The sequence below is a fragment of the uncultured Helicobacter sp. genome (genome assembly GCF_937906905.1).
GTDB lineage: Bacteria > Campylobacterota > Campylobacteria > Campylobacterales > Helicobacteraceae > Helicobacter_B.
In genome coordinates this window covers 13,252-27,349 of the sequence record NZ_CALERY010000007.1, presented here as the reverse complement: position 1 = coordinate 27,349, position 14,098 = coordinate 13,252, and the positions used below count along the sequence as shown (strand labels likewise).

The window sequence follows — 14,098 nt, the reverse complement described above, 5'->3', positions numbered from 1 at the left end:
CTACTCCTCCTCATCATCGTCTTCTTCATCATCGATTTTGTTTTTGCGCTGGGTTTCTAGCATTTCTAAAATCTCTTTGACTTTGTCTTTTTCTGTGAGGATTTCTTCTTGGATTTTTATGCTCTTGCGGAAGCGTTGCAAGCCAATGGTGGCAAGGTATTTATCCCTGCCATCAATGCTTACAATCACATCATTGCTCGCCGTTTCATTAAGCCGTATGACATCGCCATTTTGGAGATCTAGCACTTCTTTTAGGCTTAGATTTGTCCCACCGATAAAGGCTTCTACATTCACATCAGCCCCACCGATGAGAGCTTGCAGCTCTTTGTTGCGCGACTTTTTGCTGCTGGTCTCTCCTAGCATTAAATCCCTGCTGCCAAGGCGCGGCAGCACGGTTTCAAGCGAGATGACAGGGTAGCAGATATTGATCATACCGCTACTATGCCCGATGATAAGCTCCATAACCACCATAATGACAATTTCATTTTGCGCCACGATTTGCACGACATTGGGGCTTGACTCTTTGGCATCAATACTTGGGAACATATCTGTTACAGAGCTCCACGCGTCCTTTAGTGTCTGCATAATCTGGCGCAAAATCGTATCAAGCAAATTGATTTCAATATCGCTAAACTCTCGCGAGTTGTCATAAGGATCGCCCTTGCCGCCTAAAAGCCTATCAATCATAGGGAAGACAATGCTAGGATTTATCTCCAAAACCCCTGTGCCATCAAGGGGCTTCATAGAGAATACATTGAAGCTTGTGGGGCTTGGGAGACTCATTAGAAACTCTCCATAAGTCATTTGATCGACACTATGGAGCTGGATTTCTACAATGGAGCGCATAATCGCCGAAATTTGACTAGAGAGTGCGCGAGCCATTTTATCGTGGATCGAGCGGAAAGCGCGGAGCTGCTCTTTGCTGACACGATTTGGTCGCTTGAAGTCATAGAGTGTTACTTGCTTTTGGGGGAGTATGTCTTGCTTCTGGAGTGCATCATCGCTCTCGCCATCATCGACAGCTTCAAGTAGCGCATCAATCTCTTCTTGACTTAGTATATCAGCCATTATTGATCTCCTAGAGAATTGCGGATTTTCTTGATGACTTCTTTTGTGATTTGCGAGATTCTAGATTCTGTAATCCCCAGAATCTCCTTAATCTCGCTCAAATTTAGCTCCTCTAAGAAGTAAAGCTGGATAATGAGCTGCTCACGCTGGGAGAAAGTTTTTAGCACGCTATGGATTTTTGCTACAAGCTCTTCTTTCTCCAGCCTGTCAATAATATTTGTAGGCTCCATAATGTTGTATTGCTCATCGATTGGCACAAGCATATAAATATCTGCAGCAATCTTTGCTTCTCTAATTTTCTCCACACTCTCACCTAGCACGCCAGAGAGATACTCATCACTAGGCTCTTCTTCATGCTCGTTGAAGTAGCGGCTCACTTCTGTGTCAATTGCCTTAATAAGCTTGCGATTGGCGCGCGAGATCACATCAAGTGAGCGCAGATAATCAAGCATAGCCCCATAGACACGCGACTTAGCATAGCCCCAAAAGGAGTCATTCAAACCCTCATCATATCGCCTAGCAAGCTTGATAAGCTCCTCTGTGCCAATGGAGATAAGTTCGCTTGTCTCAAGATGTGCTGGCAGGCGCTCTTTAATCCTATATGCCATAGCTTTGACGGCAGGGAGATATTGGATAGCGAGCTGATCTTGCGAGAATTGCTTTTCATTCGCGTAGCTATTTGGTCTCACTTTTGTGCCTTTTTCTTAGTGGTCTCTTTCTCATCAGAGAAATCAAAGTTGCTAATAAACTGCCGAATCGCACGCGCTTGCCGCTCTGTTTGGTCAAACTCACTATCAAAATACTCTAGCTGGCGCTCGATAAGCTCTTTATTGACAAGCATAGAGCGCTTAGGCTCGATGACATAGATATACACCGCCGCCATGGTGAGCGAGATAAGATACATGGAAATCGTTACGACAACCGTCATAAAGAGCATATGCTCTGGCTCTTCAAATTTCATAATCCCAATGGCAAGCCCGATGAAAAATCCAGCAACAACAGAGAGATTGATAAAATTTGATACACGCATAAAAATCCTTTAGAGATATCCTAGCAGACGCTTGAAAAAGCTCCCGACACTCTTTTTTGGTGTATCAAGCATATTATGTTCCATTTTATTTACGAGGGATTTTGCAATATCTTGCATGGTGAGCGAGAAAATATTATGCGGCTCACTCTGGCAGATAAGCTTCCTGTGTAGAATCGCCTTTTTGACGGCATTATTCTGCTCAAAGCCTCCAAGCAAACCCAAGGAGAGATTGGGGATATTTGCTTTAGCGACATTGGCGATCGTGGCAAAAACCTGCTGGATTTGATTCTGGGAGTTTGCCATATTGACAATCATCATGCACTCATTGGTAAATTTCGCACTAACCTTTAGCATGGCATAGGCATCAGCTTTGGCGCTTGGCTCTGGGGTGGTGATGACAATGATATGATCACTTGCTTGCAAAAACGCCTGTGTCAGCGTGCTAATCCCTGCGCCCGTATCAACGATGACATAGTCAAATAGATTCCAAATCGCAGCCTCACTAGCAAAATCCGCAAGCATATTTGACGCAGAGTATTTAAGGATCTCTTCCCCGCTATCGCCCGGGATTAGGTAGAGGTCTTTTGAAATTTCATAGAGAACATCTTTAAACTCGGCTTGCCCCTTAAGTGCATGCAAGATGTTTTTCTTGGTTTTCACGCCAAAGATGAGATCAAGATTTGCCAGCCCGATATCCGCGTCAAATACCCCGACTTTGTGTCCAAGCTTATTGAGCGAGTAGGCAAGATTGGCTGAAATATTGGACTTCCCCACGCCTCCTTTGCCAGAAGTTATGGCGATAAATTTTGCCGTGCTTTTTTTGCTAGCTTGCATCATAGATTCTAGGTTGGCAGCTTGATTTTTTTGCATGGATTTCCTTGGCGTAGATTTAGACACTCAGCACATTAAGCGCGGTTTGGGTAAAAAAAACCCGCCCATCAAGCAATCTGCCAGATACATATTATCCGCGACGACAACATCGCTTGGCACTTCCTGCCCTATGGTTAGGTAGCTTATGGGCTTTTTGGTCTCATACACAAGGGAAAAGATATTGCCAAGCCCGCGCGCTTCATCAAGCTTGCTAAAGATAAAAGTATCTATCCCAAGCTCGCCAAAGGCAGCATAAGCGTCTTTGAGATCTTCATATTTGGTGCTAGCAGAGAGCACAAGCGTTACATCGATTTTATACTCATCATTGCGGATAAATCGCTTTAGCTCATTGATTTTCTCCCTATCGTGTTGGGAGTGTCCAGCTGTGTCAATCAAAATATAATCACAATAGCTTAGTGCTTCGATTTTGTTGATAAAATCATCGCTTTCACTCACAGAATCTATGCTAATGCGCATTTTTCTCGCATACCACGCAAGCTGCTCCATAGCGCCGATACGATAGTCATCAAGCGTGATAATGCCCACCTTTTTCTTAGGATTGAGAATCTGGGAATAACGCGCTGCAAGCTTTGCTAGGGTGGTAGTTTTGCCCACACCCGTGGGACCCACTAGCATGATAATCTTTTTGCCCACACTATTTTCCTTGCGGCAGTAGATCATCTTGCGCAGCACTTCGCGGAAGTAGCGGCGGATCGTCTGGGTCTGCTCGCGCATTTTTAGCGGCATAAACTCCAAACTTAGGCGCATAATCTCTTCTAAATGCGCCTTATTCATACCGCTATTTTTAGCGATACGATAGATTTCGGCAAATTCCTTTGGGATCTCTACGCCTATATTCCTAGGAGCTTTCTCGTCCCAAAGCGTGTTTTGTATGAGCTTGACTTTGTCATTAAGCTTTTTTAGCTCGCTTTGGATTTCTTTGATATTTTGCGCATCATCGCTTGGGGCAAATGTCCTATCGGCTCTATCACTCTTGGGCTTGCTTGGTATAGCGCGAGATTTGGCAGTAGATTCTCCCTCACTAGAATCCACTTGAGACTGAAGCTCTGTGTTAGATTCTGGCAGAGCGCTATTGAGCGACTCTGTATTGGCATAGGCTTTGGGGATTTGGGCTTTTGGAGCTATGGATTCTGGCGCAATGAGCGGCTGGGATTTCTTGACCTGGGAGAGTTTGGAGAGATCGGGCATGGAAGTGGGTAAGCCTGCGAGCTTACTAATCTCACGCACAGTATCAGAGAGCTGGATTGTAACATCATCATCAAACATGTGATTCAAGCTACGCTGGCGTTTTTTCGCAGCAATTTCTTTCTCGGCTATGGCTTCAAGGCGCTTTTGAATACTATTGGCTGGGAGTAGATCGACAGGATTTTGAGAGCTCTGGGGGGATTGCGCAGCTTCTTTGGACTCTTGTGGCTTGGATTCTGGTTTTTGGGCTGGCTCTTCTAGCCCTACGACTAGCTCATAGAGAGCAGGCTGATTGAGAGATTTTTTCCGCACTTCTTGCGTTTTTAGAATCATTACCTCATCGCCGAGCTCATCGCGCGCTTTTTTTAGTGCCTGGGCTGGGGTCTCACCGCTGTAAGTAAAGGTTTGCACGATCCACTCCTTAGATACATGGTTTCAAAGCTTAGGGGCAGCAAGATAGATTCTCGCTTGTGAAATTCTCCATGAGGGATTGTAAGATATGCTCGCTTTATTATCACTTTATCATAGAAAATTATGTCAATATCCAGCGTGCGCGGAGCGTTTTTGAAGGCTCTTTTTCTCCCCCTGCCAAAGCGCCGCTCCAAGTAAAACACACGCGCAAAAAGCTGTGTAATACTAAGCGAACTACGAAGTGTTAGCGTGGCATTATAGAAATGGGGCTGATCTAGGTAGCCAAAAGGGGGATTGCGGTAAATTGGGCTTGCATAGATGAGCTGGCAAGATTTAGTGCGCAGCAAAGATCGCAAGAGATGAGAAAATCGCGCGAGAATTTGACGCTCACTTCCCATATTCCCGCCAATGCCAAGCGTGATGATGTGGGGAAGATGTGCCAGGTGTCTTGCTTTGTTGCGCGCGATTAGGTATTTGGGGTTTAGATTCTGGCGGGGACTACAGGGGCGATTATGTGGAGTTTGTGAGGCTGGATTCTGGCATGCGAGAATCTGGTGAAATAGGCGTTTGGCATGGCGTTTAGATATATAGCGGAGCTTGGTTGATTCTGCGACATAGCGCGTATGTGCGCTAGAGAGATTTGCAGGGAAGCCTGGCGCGAAAATCCAGCCAGAATCCACAGAATCTAGCGTGAAGATTTTAGATTCTGTGGATTCTGGCAATATCGCATGTGGATACACAGCACTTACCATACCGGGAGCAAGAATCCTACACCCACATTAAACGCACCGATACTCGCCCAGCTTTTATCATCTTTGCCATTAAACAAATGCCGATAGCTTGTCTCTAGCGATACATATTTAAAGCTCATCATAAGCCCTATCTCCCAAAATGGGAAGAGATTATCAAGCTTTTGGTTGATGGCATAGCCCCCGACACTTTTCATACTAGAGCCTACATCTTTGAGTGCGCCTCCACCCACAAAGCCAACTAGTGCCACGCTATTATCATCATTTGCAATCGCATAGCCCACGCGCGCCCCACCGCCAAAGAGCTTATGGTCAAACTTTAGTCCTGTAATATCCACGCCCTCCCAGCTGCAATACCCATAGCTATTGCCCGTGCAGGTAAATTGATATGGTGAGTCATAGGTTTTAGCCTGATAGCCGCCATAGAGCACATCAGCACTTAGATATATGCCATTTCTTTGCCGATACCATAGCCCAGCTTTAAGCATATAGACTGATGAAATATCTTTGGAGTATTCGCCATCAGTGTAGTGGATAAATCCCTTGCCACTACTGCTACCGCTGCTAGTAGTTGGCTTAGAGATATAAGGCACAGGAGCCATATTCGCACTGCCCCCGCCAAAGCCAATGTCCGCGCCCACACTTAGCCCAAATCGCCCGCCTCTTGCTTGCTTTCTAGCCTTTTTCTCTTGCTTTTTTTGCTCTTTTAGTGCGCGTTTGAGATAGGCGGCATTCTCGCAAGCTTGGCGATTGCCCAAATCACACGCTTGCTTAAAAAGCTCTTGCGCGCTTTGTGGGTCATCTGCTTCTAGCGCGGCTTGCGCCTCTCTCTCACACGCGATCGCATCGCCACCTTGGCAAGTCCCAGCCCCTAGCTTGCTAAATCGCGCCACTTGGGATTTGTCAATTGCCTTGGCAATGTTTTCTTCATCGTCCCACACCACGCGCCCGCTTTTTAAATCTGTTAGCACAAACAAGAAGTCATAATCCACCCTCACCCTATCGCCCACACTTTTGGTGCGCTGGATAATCTTGCCGCTAAGGGAGAGATCAGGGGCTAGGAGTGTGCCATCTTCTTGGGTGGTGTATTGGTTGAAGCGTTTGTCTTTGGTAAGCTTCCTAGAATCTGTGAGTAAATTATCCGTGCTAGAGCCACTGCCAGCAATGGCGTTTGTCAGGGTAAATTTCTTGCTCTTGCGCAGTGTGCGTGTAATCTTGCGGCTCAAAAACTCTACATCAATATCTTCTTCTGTGTTGTTTTGTATCGTGGATATGGCTAGGACTCTCTGCCCTTGTAGCTCGCGGACAAAGCTAGACCCTAGGAGCTTGCGCGTGGTTTTCTCTACCACTGCTTCTATATCGTGGCGATCAATGCCTATGGTGCTAAAGTCTTTAGAATCTGTGATGTATTGCGGTGATTTTCTCGCATCCATACACTGCAAAGCCCCCAAAAGCCCTAGCGCGATAAGCCACACTCGCCCACTTCCTAGAATCCACTTGCGTGGGCTTATGAGCTGCTGTGCTAGTGGCTTTGCCGCTTGAGAGTGATAGAGGGGGCTTGTGGATTGCCACGACTTCCTAGCAGAAGTCTCGCAATGACGGAAATAGGGCATTGCGGCTAGAATCCACCTTTTACCTAGAATCCACTTTTTTAGCCCTAGCATAAAAGCTCCCTTGCAAGATCTTTGGCGATTGTGGCGATATGCTCCGCACTAAGCCCAAAATGCGTAAAAAGCTCTTCACCCTTAGCCGACTTGCCAAAGCTATTTAGCCCTAGCACAAAATCTGCGAAGCGATAAAGCTCATTGCCCCTAGCGGCTTCCACAGCTAGCACCGCTCCGCTAAAAAGCTCTTTGTGGTAGCTGCAATCCTGCTCGCATAGTAGCTCAAAGCAGGGCATACTCACCACGCGTGTAGCAATGCCACTAGATTCTAGCAGCTCTTGGGCTTGCAGGCATAAAGACACTTCACTCCCGCTTGCTAGCAGGGTGATTTGCGCTTGATTATCTAGGCTAGAATCCTTTTTGACATAGCCGCCTTTTTGCGCTTGGCTCTTTGCCACAGGCTCTAGCACAGGGAGATTTTGGCGCGAGAGGACAAAGGCACTTGGCGCGCTAGATTCTAGGGCTACTTGCCAGCAGGCGATGTTTTCTTGCGCATCGGCTGGGCGGAAGACTAAGAGGTTTGGCATAGCGCGGAAGTGGCTAAGCTGCTCGATTGGCTGGTGGGTCGCGCCATCTTCGCCCACACCGATAGAATCGTGCGTAAAGATATAAAACACCTTTGCCCTCATAATGCTAGCGATCCGCACGCTCGCACTCATATAATCGCTGAAAACAAAAAATGTCGCGCAAAAGGGCAGGAAAAGTCCGTAGTTGGCAAAGGCATTGCAAATCGCGCCCATAGAATGCTCGCGGATACCAAAGTGGAGATTGTTACCACTAGGGAAGTCGCTAGAATCTAGCAGGGCAGTGTTGTTGCTAGGGGCGAGATCTGCGCTGCCGCCGATGAAGTTTGGCAGGGCTTTGGCGATGGTATTTAGGATTTTGCCATTGCTCACGCGCGTGGCTAGGGAGTCTCCTTGCGTGAAAGTGGGGTAGGAGATAGAATCCACTTTTTGCTCTAGTGGCGCGGTGAGTGTTGCTAGCAGGGATTTTGCTTGATCGCTTAAGCCTCTCTCCCACAAGGCTTCTAGGCTCGCGCCCTTTTCCATACACGCGCGGAAGACAAAGCCCACTTCATCACTGATAGCAAAGCTCTGCTTGCTAATGCCTGCTTGCTCTCTTGCCTTAGCGATAAGCTCTGCGCCTAGCGGTGCGCCGTGGGCTTTATGGCTGCCCTCTAGCTCTAGCGCGCCTTTGCCGATAGTGGTGTGCGCGATGATAAGGCTTGGCTTAGGAGAGGCTTTGGCAGATTCTAGGGCAGAATCTATGGCTACAAGGTTATGCCCATCGCACTCAAAGACGCTAAAGCCCTGTGCTTCAAACCTCGCGCGCACATTTTCGCTAAAGGCGATTTGCGTGCCGCCCTCTATGGTTATGCCATTGCTATCATAGATGATGATAAGCTTGCCTAGCTGGTGCAAGCCAGCAAGCGAGCAAGCCTCATAGCTAATGCCCTCTTGCAAGTCCCCATCGCCACAAAGGCAATACACAAAATGATCAAGCACTTCAGGGCTAGAATCCACTTTTGCTAGCATAGCATTGGCGCGTTTTTGTGCCATAGCAAAGCCCACGGCGTTGGCTATGCCTTGTCCTAGTGGTCCTGTGGTGATCTCCACGCCGGGCGTGTGGGCAAACTCTGGGTGTCCGGGCGTTGTAGAGTCAAGCTGGCGGAAGGCTTGTAAATCCTGCATACTCACTTCAAAGCCCCATAAATGCAGCAGGCTATACACAAGCGCGCTGGCGTGTCCACCGCTAAAAACTAGGCGATCGCGGTTGAGATAGCGCGGGTTCTTGGGGTTTAGGCGCAGGTGGTGGGATAGCACGACTGCCACTTCTGCTAGCCCCATAGGTGCGCCCGGGTGCCCGCTATTAGCACGCTGCACAATATCAGCACAGAGATAGCGCAGCTCATTTGCGGCTTGGGTGAGTAGGGGGAGATTTTCTTCAGTGATAGCAGACATACAAGATCCTTGCGTGATAGTGGATTGCCAAGCTCCTAGAGTGCGGCTAGAATCTCGCAGTGCGCTAGATTCTACAAAACAATACGGCTAGATTCTAGGGTGGCTTGGATAGCCACGCATTGTGCCGAAAAATCCTTATGAGATTTCTTAATAATATGGCGCAATGCTGTTTTGATAGCCCAAGATTCTCGCGCAACGCAGGGATTATTATATGGATATAGTAAAGAATCATTATCCTATATCACTAACTAAACTTTATACTACTAGACTAATATTTAGCGATTTTTAGCAATCTTTTTAGATAAATGCTAATTTCATTTACTTTTGCGGGGTAGAATTCTCCCGCTTGTAAATAGCAGGTGCTTACAAGCAAAACTCCAAGCATAAATCAAGCAAATTTTAGGGATAAGGCATGAAAAAAAAGGACTTCCTGCTTCAGGAGATGATTAAGCAGTATGTCAAATGCCAGGAGCCTATTGGGTCAGAATCACTAAAAAGCTGCCTAGAGGGCAGGATCTCCTCTGCCACGATTCGCAACTATTTTAAGATCCTAGGTCAAGAAGGCGTGCTTATCCAGACGCACATCAGCTCTGGACGCGTGCCTACACGACTGGCACTGCGAAACTACTGGAGAGAAGTCCTCCAGCCAGAGCTCCTAGAGCCTAGCATTGAGCCCAATCGGCTTCATGCCTTGTGTGATGAATTTGGTCTCACTTGTGCCATACGCGCTAGTGCAAGCCAAAAGCTCCTACGCGTCATCGAGGTGGATACCAATGATGATGGCACGCTGGTGTTGGTGTTTGAGCGCGATTGCGTGGCAATCCCGTTTGTGGCAAATATGGCGAGATTCTGTCATGAGCTTGTAGGTGTGCAAATCCATGACCTGCAAAAAATCGCTCACGATGTCTGCGCCCAAAGCCTAAGCCAGGCTCTCCAAGCTCTCCAGAGCGTAGAGAAAACGCGCTTTTTTGGTCTAGCAGCGCTTGGTGAGATGTTTGAAAGCATGCCAGAGCATGCACTTGGATTTGCGCGCGGTGAGATGTTTTCTCTAGGGTGTGCGCTGCATTTCCCAGACTCAAGCGACTATCTCATCATCGCACATAATGCAATATTTAAAGGCGAGAGAGTGCAAATGCTAACGCTTGGGCGCTTGAGTCAGGACTATCAAGGATTCTACGAGGCATTAGCTTCCTAGAGCCAAGAGAATCCAATCTTTCAGTAAAGGAGAGTGAATGCAAGAAACAAAAAACAATGACATAAATCAGGCGCAAGACACCTGCGATAATGCAGAGCTAGAATCTAGCCAAGATTCCGCACTGGCTTCTGGAGAATCTATGGAATCCACCCTGGACTCTAGTGCGCCAGAATCTAATACAGCTGGTGATGAACCCAGCATGCTCGATGCTGCGTATAAGGAGCTAGAGGAAAAATACATGCGCGCTTACGCGGACTTTGAAAATGTCAAAAAACGCCTAGAGCGCGAGAAAAATCAAGCCCTAGAATATGCGTATGAAAAAATCGCCAAAGATTTGCTGCCTATTTTGGACGCTTTGGATAATGCCAAAGCCGCCGCCAAGGAGCATAGCGCGATTTTAGAGGGCATAGCTCTTGTGCAAGATAATTTCCTAAAAATCCTTAGCCGCCACGGCGTAGAAGCGATTGACACAAGTGGGGAGTTTGACCCAAATTTGCACGAGTGCATTATGCAAGTGGCAAAGCCAGAAGCGCAAGATGGGCACATCGCCCAAGTAATGCAGCAAGGCTATAAGTATAAGGAACGCACCTTGCGCCCAGCGATGGTCGCAGTGGTGAAAAACAACTAATCTCAACATAAAGGATACAAAATGGCAAAAGTAATTGGAATCGACCTAGGGACAACAAACTCCGCAATGGCAGTGTATGAAGGCAATGAAGCCAAAATCATCGCTAATAAAGAGGGTAAAAACACCACCCCATCAATCGTGGCATTTACCGATAAAGGCGAGATTCTAGTCGGTGAGCCAGCAAAACGACAGGCGATCACCAATCCGCAAAAGACAATCTACTCTATCAAGCGCATTATGGGGCTAATGCTTAATGAAGATAAGGCAAAGCAAGCCCAAGAGCGACTACCCTATAAAATCGTGGATAGAAATGGTGCTTGTGCGGTAGAAATCGCGGATAAGACTTATACGCCCCAAGAAATCTCGGCAAAGATTTTGATGAAAATCAAAGAAGATGCCGAGAGCTACTTGGGCGAGAGTGTTACAGAAGCAGTCATCACCGTGCCAGCCTACTTCAATGACGCACAAAGAAAAGCCACCAAAGAAGCAGGCACCATCGCAGGGCTTAATGTGCTGCGCATTATCAACGAGCCTACTTCTGCCGCGCTTGCGTATGGGCTAGATAAAAAAGAAGCCGAGAAAATTATGGTCTATGACTTAGGCGGAGGGACATTTGATGTAACCGTGCTTGAAACTGGTGATAATGTCGTAGAAGTGCTTGCCACAGGGGGCGATGCGTTCCTAGGGGGCGATGACTTTGATAATCGCATTATCGATTGGGCAGCGAGTGAGTTTAAAGATGAAAGCGGCATTGATATTAAGCAAGACATTATGGCACTCCAGCGGCTCAAAGACGCCGCAGAAAATGCTAAAAAAGAGCTCTCTAGCGCGCAAGAGACAGAGATCAACCTGCCTTTTATCACCGCTGATAGTAATGGTCCTAAACACTTTGTCAAAAAGCTCTCTCGTGCGAAATTTGAGAGCTTGATTGATGATTTGATTGAAGAGACGATTAGCAAGATTGACTCCGTCATCAAAGATGCGGGACTTAGCAAGGGTGATATTAGCGAAGTGGTGATGGTAGGGGGAAGCACTAGAATCCCAAAGGTGCAAGAGCGAGTTAAAGACTTCATCGGCAAAGATTTGAATAAATCTGTCAATCCTGATGAAGTCGTAGCTGTGGGCGCGGCGATCCAAGGCGGCGTTTTGAAAGGTGATGTCAAAGATGTGCTGCTGCTTGATGTTACGCCTTTATCACTAGGGATTGAGACGCTTGGCGGTGTGATGACGCGCGTGATTGATAGGGGGACAACAATTCCTGCCAAAAAGGCGCAGACTTTCTCCACTGCTGAAGATAATCAGCCAGCTGTTACCATCCGCGTGCTACAAGGCGAGAGAGAGCTTGCTAGGGACAATAAACTGCTAGGGAATTTTGACTTGCAAGGTATCCCACCAGCTCCGCGCGGTGTGCCGCAAATTGAAGTAACCTTTGACATCGATGCCAATGGGATTCTAACGGTATCAGCGAAAGATAAGGTCAGCGGCAAATCCCAAGAGATCAAAATCACAGGCTCTAGCGGGCTATCTGATGCCGAAATTGAAAAAATGGTCAAAGACGCCGAGCTGCATAAAGAAGAAGACGCCAAGCGCAAAGGCGCGATAGAGTCCCGCAATATGGCGGACTCGCTCGTGTATCAAACAGAAAAAACGCTAGGCGAGATGAAAGACAAGCTAGAATCTAGCGAAGTAGAGAAAATCAACACCGCCCTAGAAGAGCTAAAAGCAGTGCTCAAAGATGAAAACGCCACAAAAGAGCAAATCGATGAGAAGCTAAAGGCATTGACAGAAGTGAGCCACAAGCTCACAGAAGCAATGTATGCCAAAGAGCAAGGGGCTAGCCAAAATGCCAACACAGCAAACTCTAAGAAAAAAGACGATGATGTCATCGATGCGGAAGTAGAGTAGCATTATCCCAATACACCTTTGCGCCCACATGTGCTGCTAGCATTTGCCCAATATGCTTAGACAGCGGCATAGGGGCGTGCTTTTTTGGGGCAAGAGGGCAAAGCGTAAAGACTTTTTGGCTTTATGCCCAGAATCCAACCTCATCAATCCACATCGCAAACACAACGCGCAATCCCACTATTTCACTCCCTACGGCAATAACAGCTTAAAAGCACAAAACAATATGCCAGAATTTGGGCTAGGCACGCTGATATGCAAAATCCCTAATATACGCTATGATTCTGTGCAATCTAGCGACACACTCGAGGATTCTAAACAGCGAAGGAGTGCCATGCAAGATCAAAGCCAAAATCCTGCAATCTCACAAAATCTAAGCAATACAGCCCAAAGCACTAGTGCCAAGCGCGCAACAATTGTGATCCTCGCTACGGGCGGGACGATCGCTGGCGCAAGTGATTCTGCACTAAAGACCGCAGACTATAAAGCAGGTGCGATAGGCGTGGAAGCGCTTATTGGCACCGTGCCAGAGATTAAAAAGCTGGCAAATATTACAGGGGAGCAAATCGCTAATATCGATAGCGCGGACATGAGTGATGAGATTTGGCTCAAGCTTGCTAAGCGCGTAAATGCACTACTGATAGATTCTAGCGTCGATGGCGTGGTGATAACCCATGGCACAGACACCATGGAAGAGAGTGCGTTTTTCCTACATCTAGTGGCAAAGAGTGATAAGCCTATTGTGTTTGTAGGGGCTATGCGCCCAGCCACAGCGCTAAGCGCCGATGGTCCTAAAAATCTCTACAATGCCATAGCACTCGCCGCTAGCCCAGAATCTAAAGGCAAAGGCGTTATGGTGATGATGAATGATAGAATCCAAAGTGCGCGCTATGTGAGCAAGCTGCACACGCTCAATACCCAAGCCTTTGGCTCGCCAGCTAGTGGAGATATGGGCTATGTGCTTGATAGCAAAGTGGTATTCTACACCATGCCAACCAAGCCCCACACACTAGAGAGCGAGTTTGATGTAAGCGCGCTAGATTCTCTGCCAAAGGTTGATATCCTCTACTCTTATGCTAATGATGGCTTGGCAGTGGCAGCACAAGCGCTGTTTCATCACGGCACAAAAGCCCTAGTCATCGCTGGCATGGGGGCAGGAAGTATCCATAAAAGCCACAAAACCATGCTAAAAAAGCTCATGGCTCAAGGGCTAATCGTCGTGCAAAGCTCGCGTATCAATAATGGCTTCATCAGCGCAAATGAGGAGGATTCTGGGCTTGGCTTCATCGGCAGTGGGGATTTGAACCCACAAAAAGCGCGCGTGCTTTTGCTCCTAGCACTTACTCAAACAAACAGCCCAGCACAAATCGCAGCAATATTTAACAAATACTAGACACTTATATTTATGCTTATA

General features: G+C 47.3%; 12 protein-coding genes. 4 read left to right on the top strand and 8 right to left on the bottom strand.

Features of this window, described 5'->3' with window-relative positions; all coding sequences use genetic code 11:
* Genes fliM through tkt form a run of 8 tightly spaced genes read right to left on the bottom strand, consistent with a single transcriptional unit; the run spans window position 1 to window position 8,959 of the window.
* The gene (gene fliM / locus Q0171_RS02255; RefSeq protein ID WP_299326253.1) at window positions 1-1,068 is read right to left on the bottom strand and encodes a flagellar motor switch protein FliM; all 1,068 of its coding nucleotides are present in this window, start codon (window positions 1,066-1,068) and stop codon (window positions 1-3) included.
* Entirely contained in the window at window positions 1,068-1,757 is a 690-nt protein-coding gene (locus Q0171_RS02250) for an RNA polymerase sigma factor FliA (RefSeq protein ID WP_299326250.1), read from the bottom strand. The genes fliM and Q0171_RS02250 overlap by 1 nt, the downstream gene beginning before the upstream one ends.
* Window positions 1,754-2,098, bottom strand: coding sequence for a hypothetical protein (locus Q0171_RS02245; protein ID WP_299326247.1), 345 nt, complete (start codon window positions 2,096-2,098; stop codon window positions 1,754-1,756). The genes Q0171_RS02250 and Q0171_RS02245 overlap by 4 nt, the downstream gene beginning before the upstream one ends.
* Window positions 2,099-2,107: 9 nt before the next feature.
* Entirely contained in the window at window positions 2,108-2,968 is an 861-nt protein-coding gene (locus Q0171_RS02240; protein ID WP_299326244.1) for a P-loop NTPase, read from the bottom strand.
* Between the two features lie 27 nt (window positions 2,969-2,995).
* Entirely contained in the window at window positions 2,996-4,585 is a 1,590-nt protein-coding gene (gene flhF / locus Q0171_RS02235; RefSeq protein WP_299326242.1) for a flagellar biosynthesis protein FlhF, read from the bottom strand.
* Window positions 4,540-5,337 carry a 2-amino-4-hydroxy-6-hydroxymethyldihydropteridine diphosphokinase gene (gene folK, locus Q0171_RS02230; RefSeq protein WP_299326239.1) on the bottom strand — a complete coding sequence of 266 codons (798 nt, stop codon included), beginning with the start codon at window positions 5,335-5,337 and terminating at the stop codon, window positions 4,540-4,542. Before folK ends, flhF begins: the two co-directional genes overlap by 46 nt.
* Window positions 5,331-6,998: a penicillin-binding protein activator LpoB gene (lpoB, locus tag Q0171_RS02225; protein ID WP_299326236.1), complete on the bottom strand. Its 1,668-nt coding sequence runs from the start codon at window positions 6,996-6,998 to the stop codon at window positions 5,331-5,333. The genes folK and lpoB overlap by 7 nt, the downstream gene beginning before the upstream one ends.
* Window positions 6,992-8,959, bottom strand: a complete 1,968-nt coding sequence (gene tkt / locus Q0171_RS02220) for a transketolase (RefSeq protein WP_299326233.1) — start codon at window positions 8,957-8,959, stop codon at window positions 6,992-6,994. Before tkt ends, lpoB begins: the two co-directional genes overlap by 7 nt.
* A gap of 412 nt (window positions 8,960-9,371) precedes the next feature.
* On the opposite strand from tkt, the gene Q0171_RS02215 reads away from it, so the two are divergent.
* The 4 genes from Q0171_RS02215 (at window position 9,372) to Q0171_RS02200 (ending at window position 14,077) form a co-directional block, all read left to right on the top strand.
* The gene (locus tag Q0171_RS02215; protein WP_299326230.1) at window positions 9,372-10,154 is read left to right on the top strand and encodes a hypothetical protein; all 783 of its coding nucleotides are present in this window, start codon (window positions 9,372-9,374) and stop codon (window positions 10,152-10,154) included.
* A gap of 37 nt (window positions 10,155-10,191) precedes the next feature.
* On the top strand, window positions 10,192-10,782 hold the full coding sequence (gene grpE, locus Q0171_RS02210) for a nucleotide exchange factor GrpE (protein ID WP_299326227.1): 591 nt from the start codon (window positions 10,192-10,194) through the stop codon (window positions 10,780-10,782).
* 21 nt (window positions 10,783-10,803) lie between these two features.
* The gene (dnaK, locus tag Q0171_RS02205) at window positions 10,804-12,687 is read left to right on the top strand and encodes a molecular chaperone DnaK (RefSeq protein WP_299326224.1); all 1,884 of its coding nucleotides are present in this window, start codon (window positions 10,804-10,806) and stop codon (window positions 12,685-12,687) included.
* Between the two features lie 331 nt (window positions 12,688-13,018).
* Window positions 13,019-14,077: a type II asparaginase gene (locus Q0171_RS02200; protein ID WP_299326306.1), complete on the top strand. Its 1,059-nt coding sequence runs from the start codon at window positions 13,019-13,021 to the stop codon at window positions 14,075-14,077.
* Window positions 14,078-14,098: the final 21 nt, after the last annotated feature.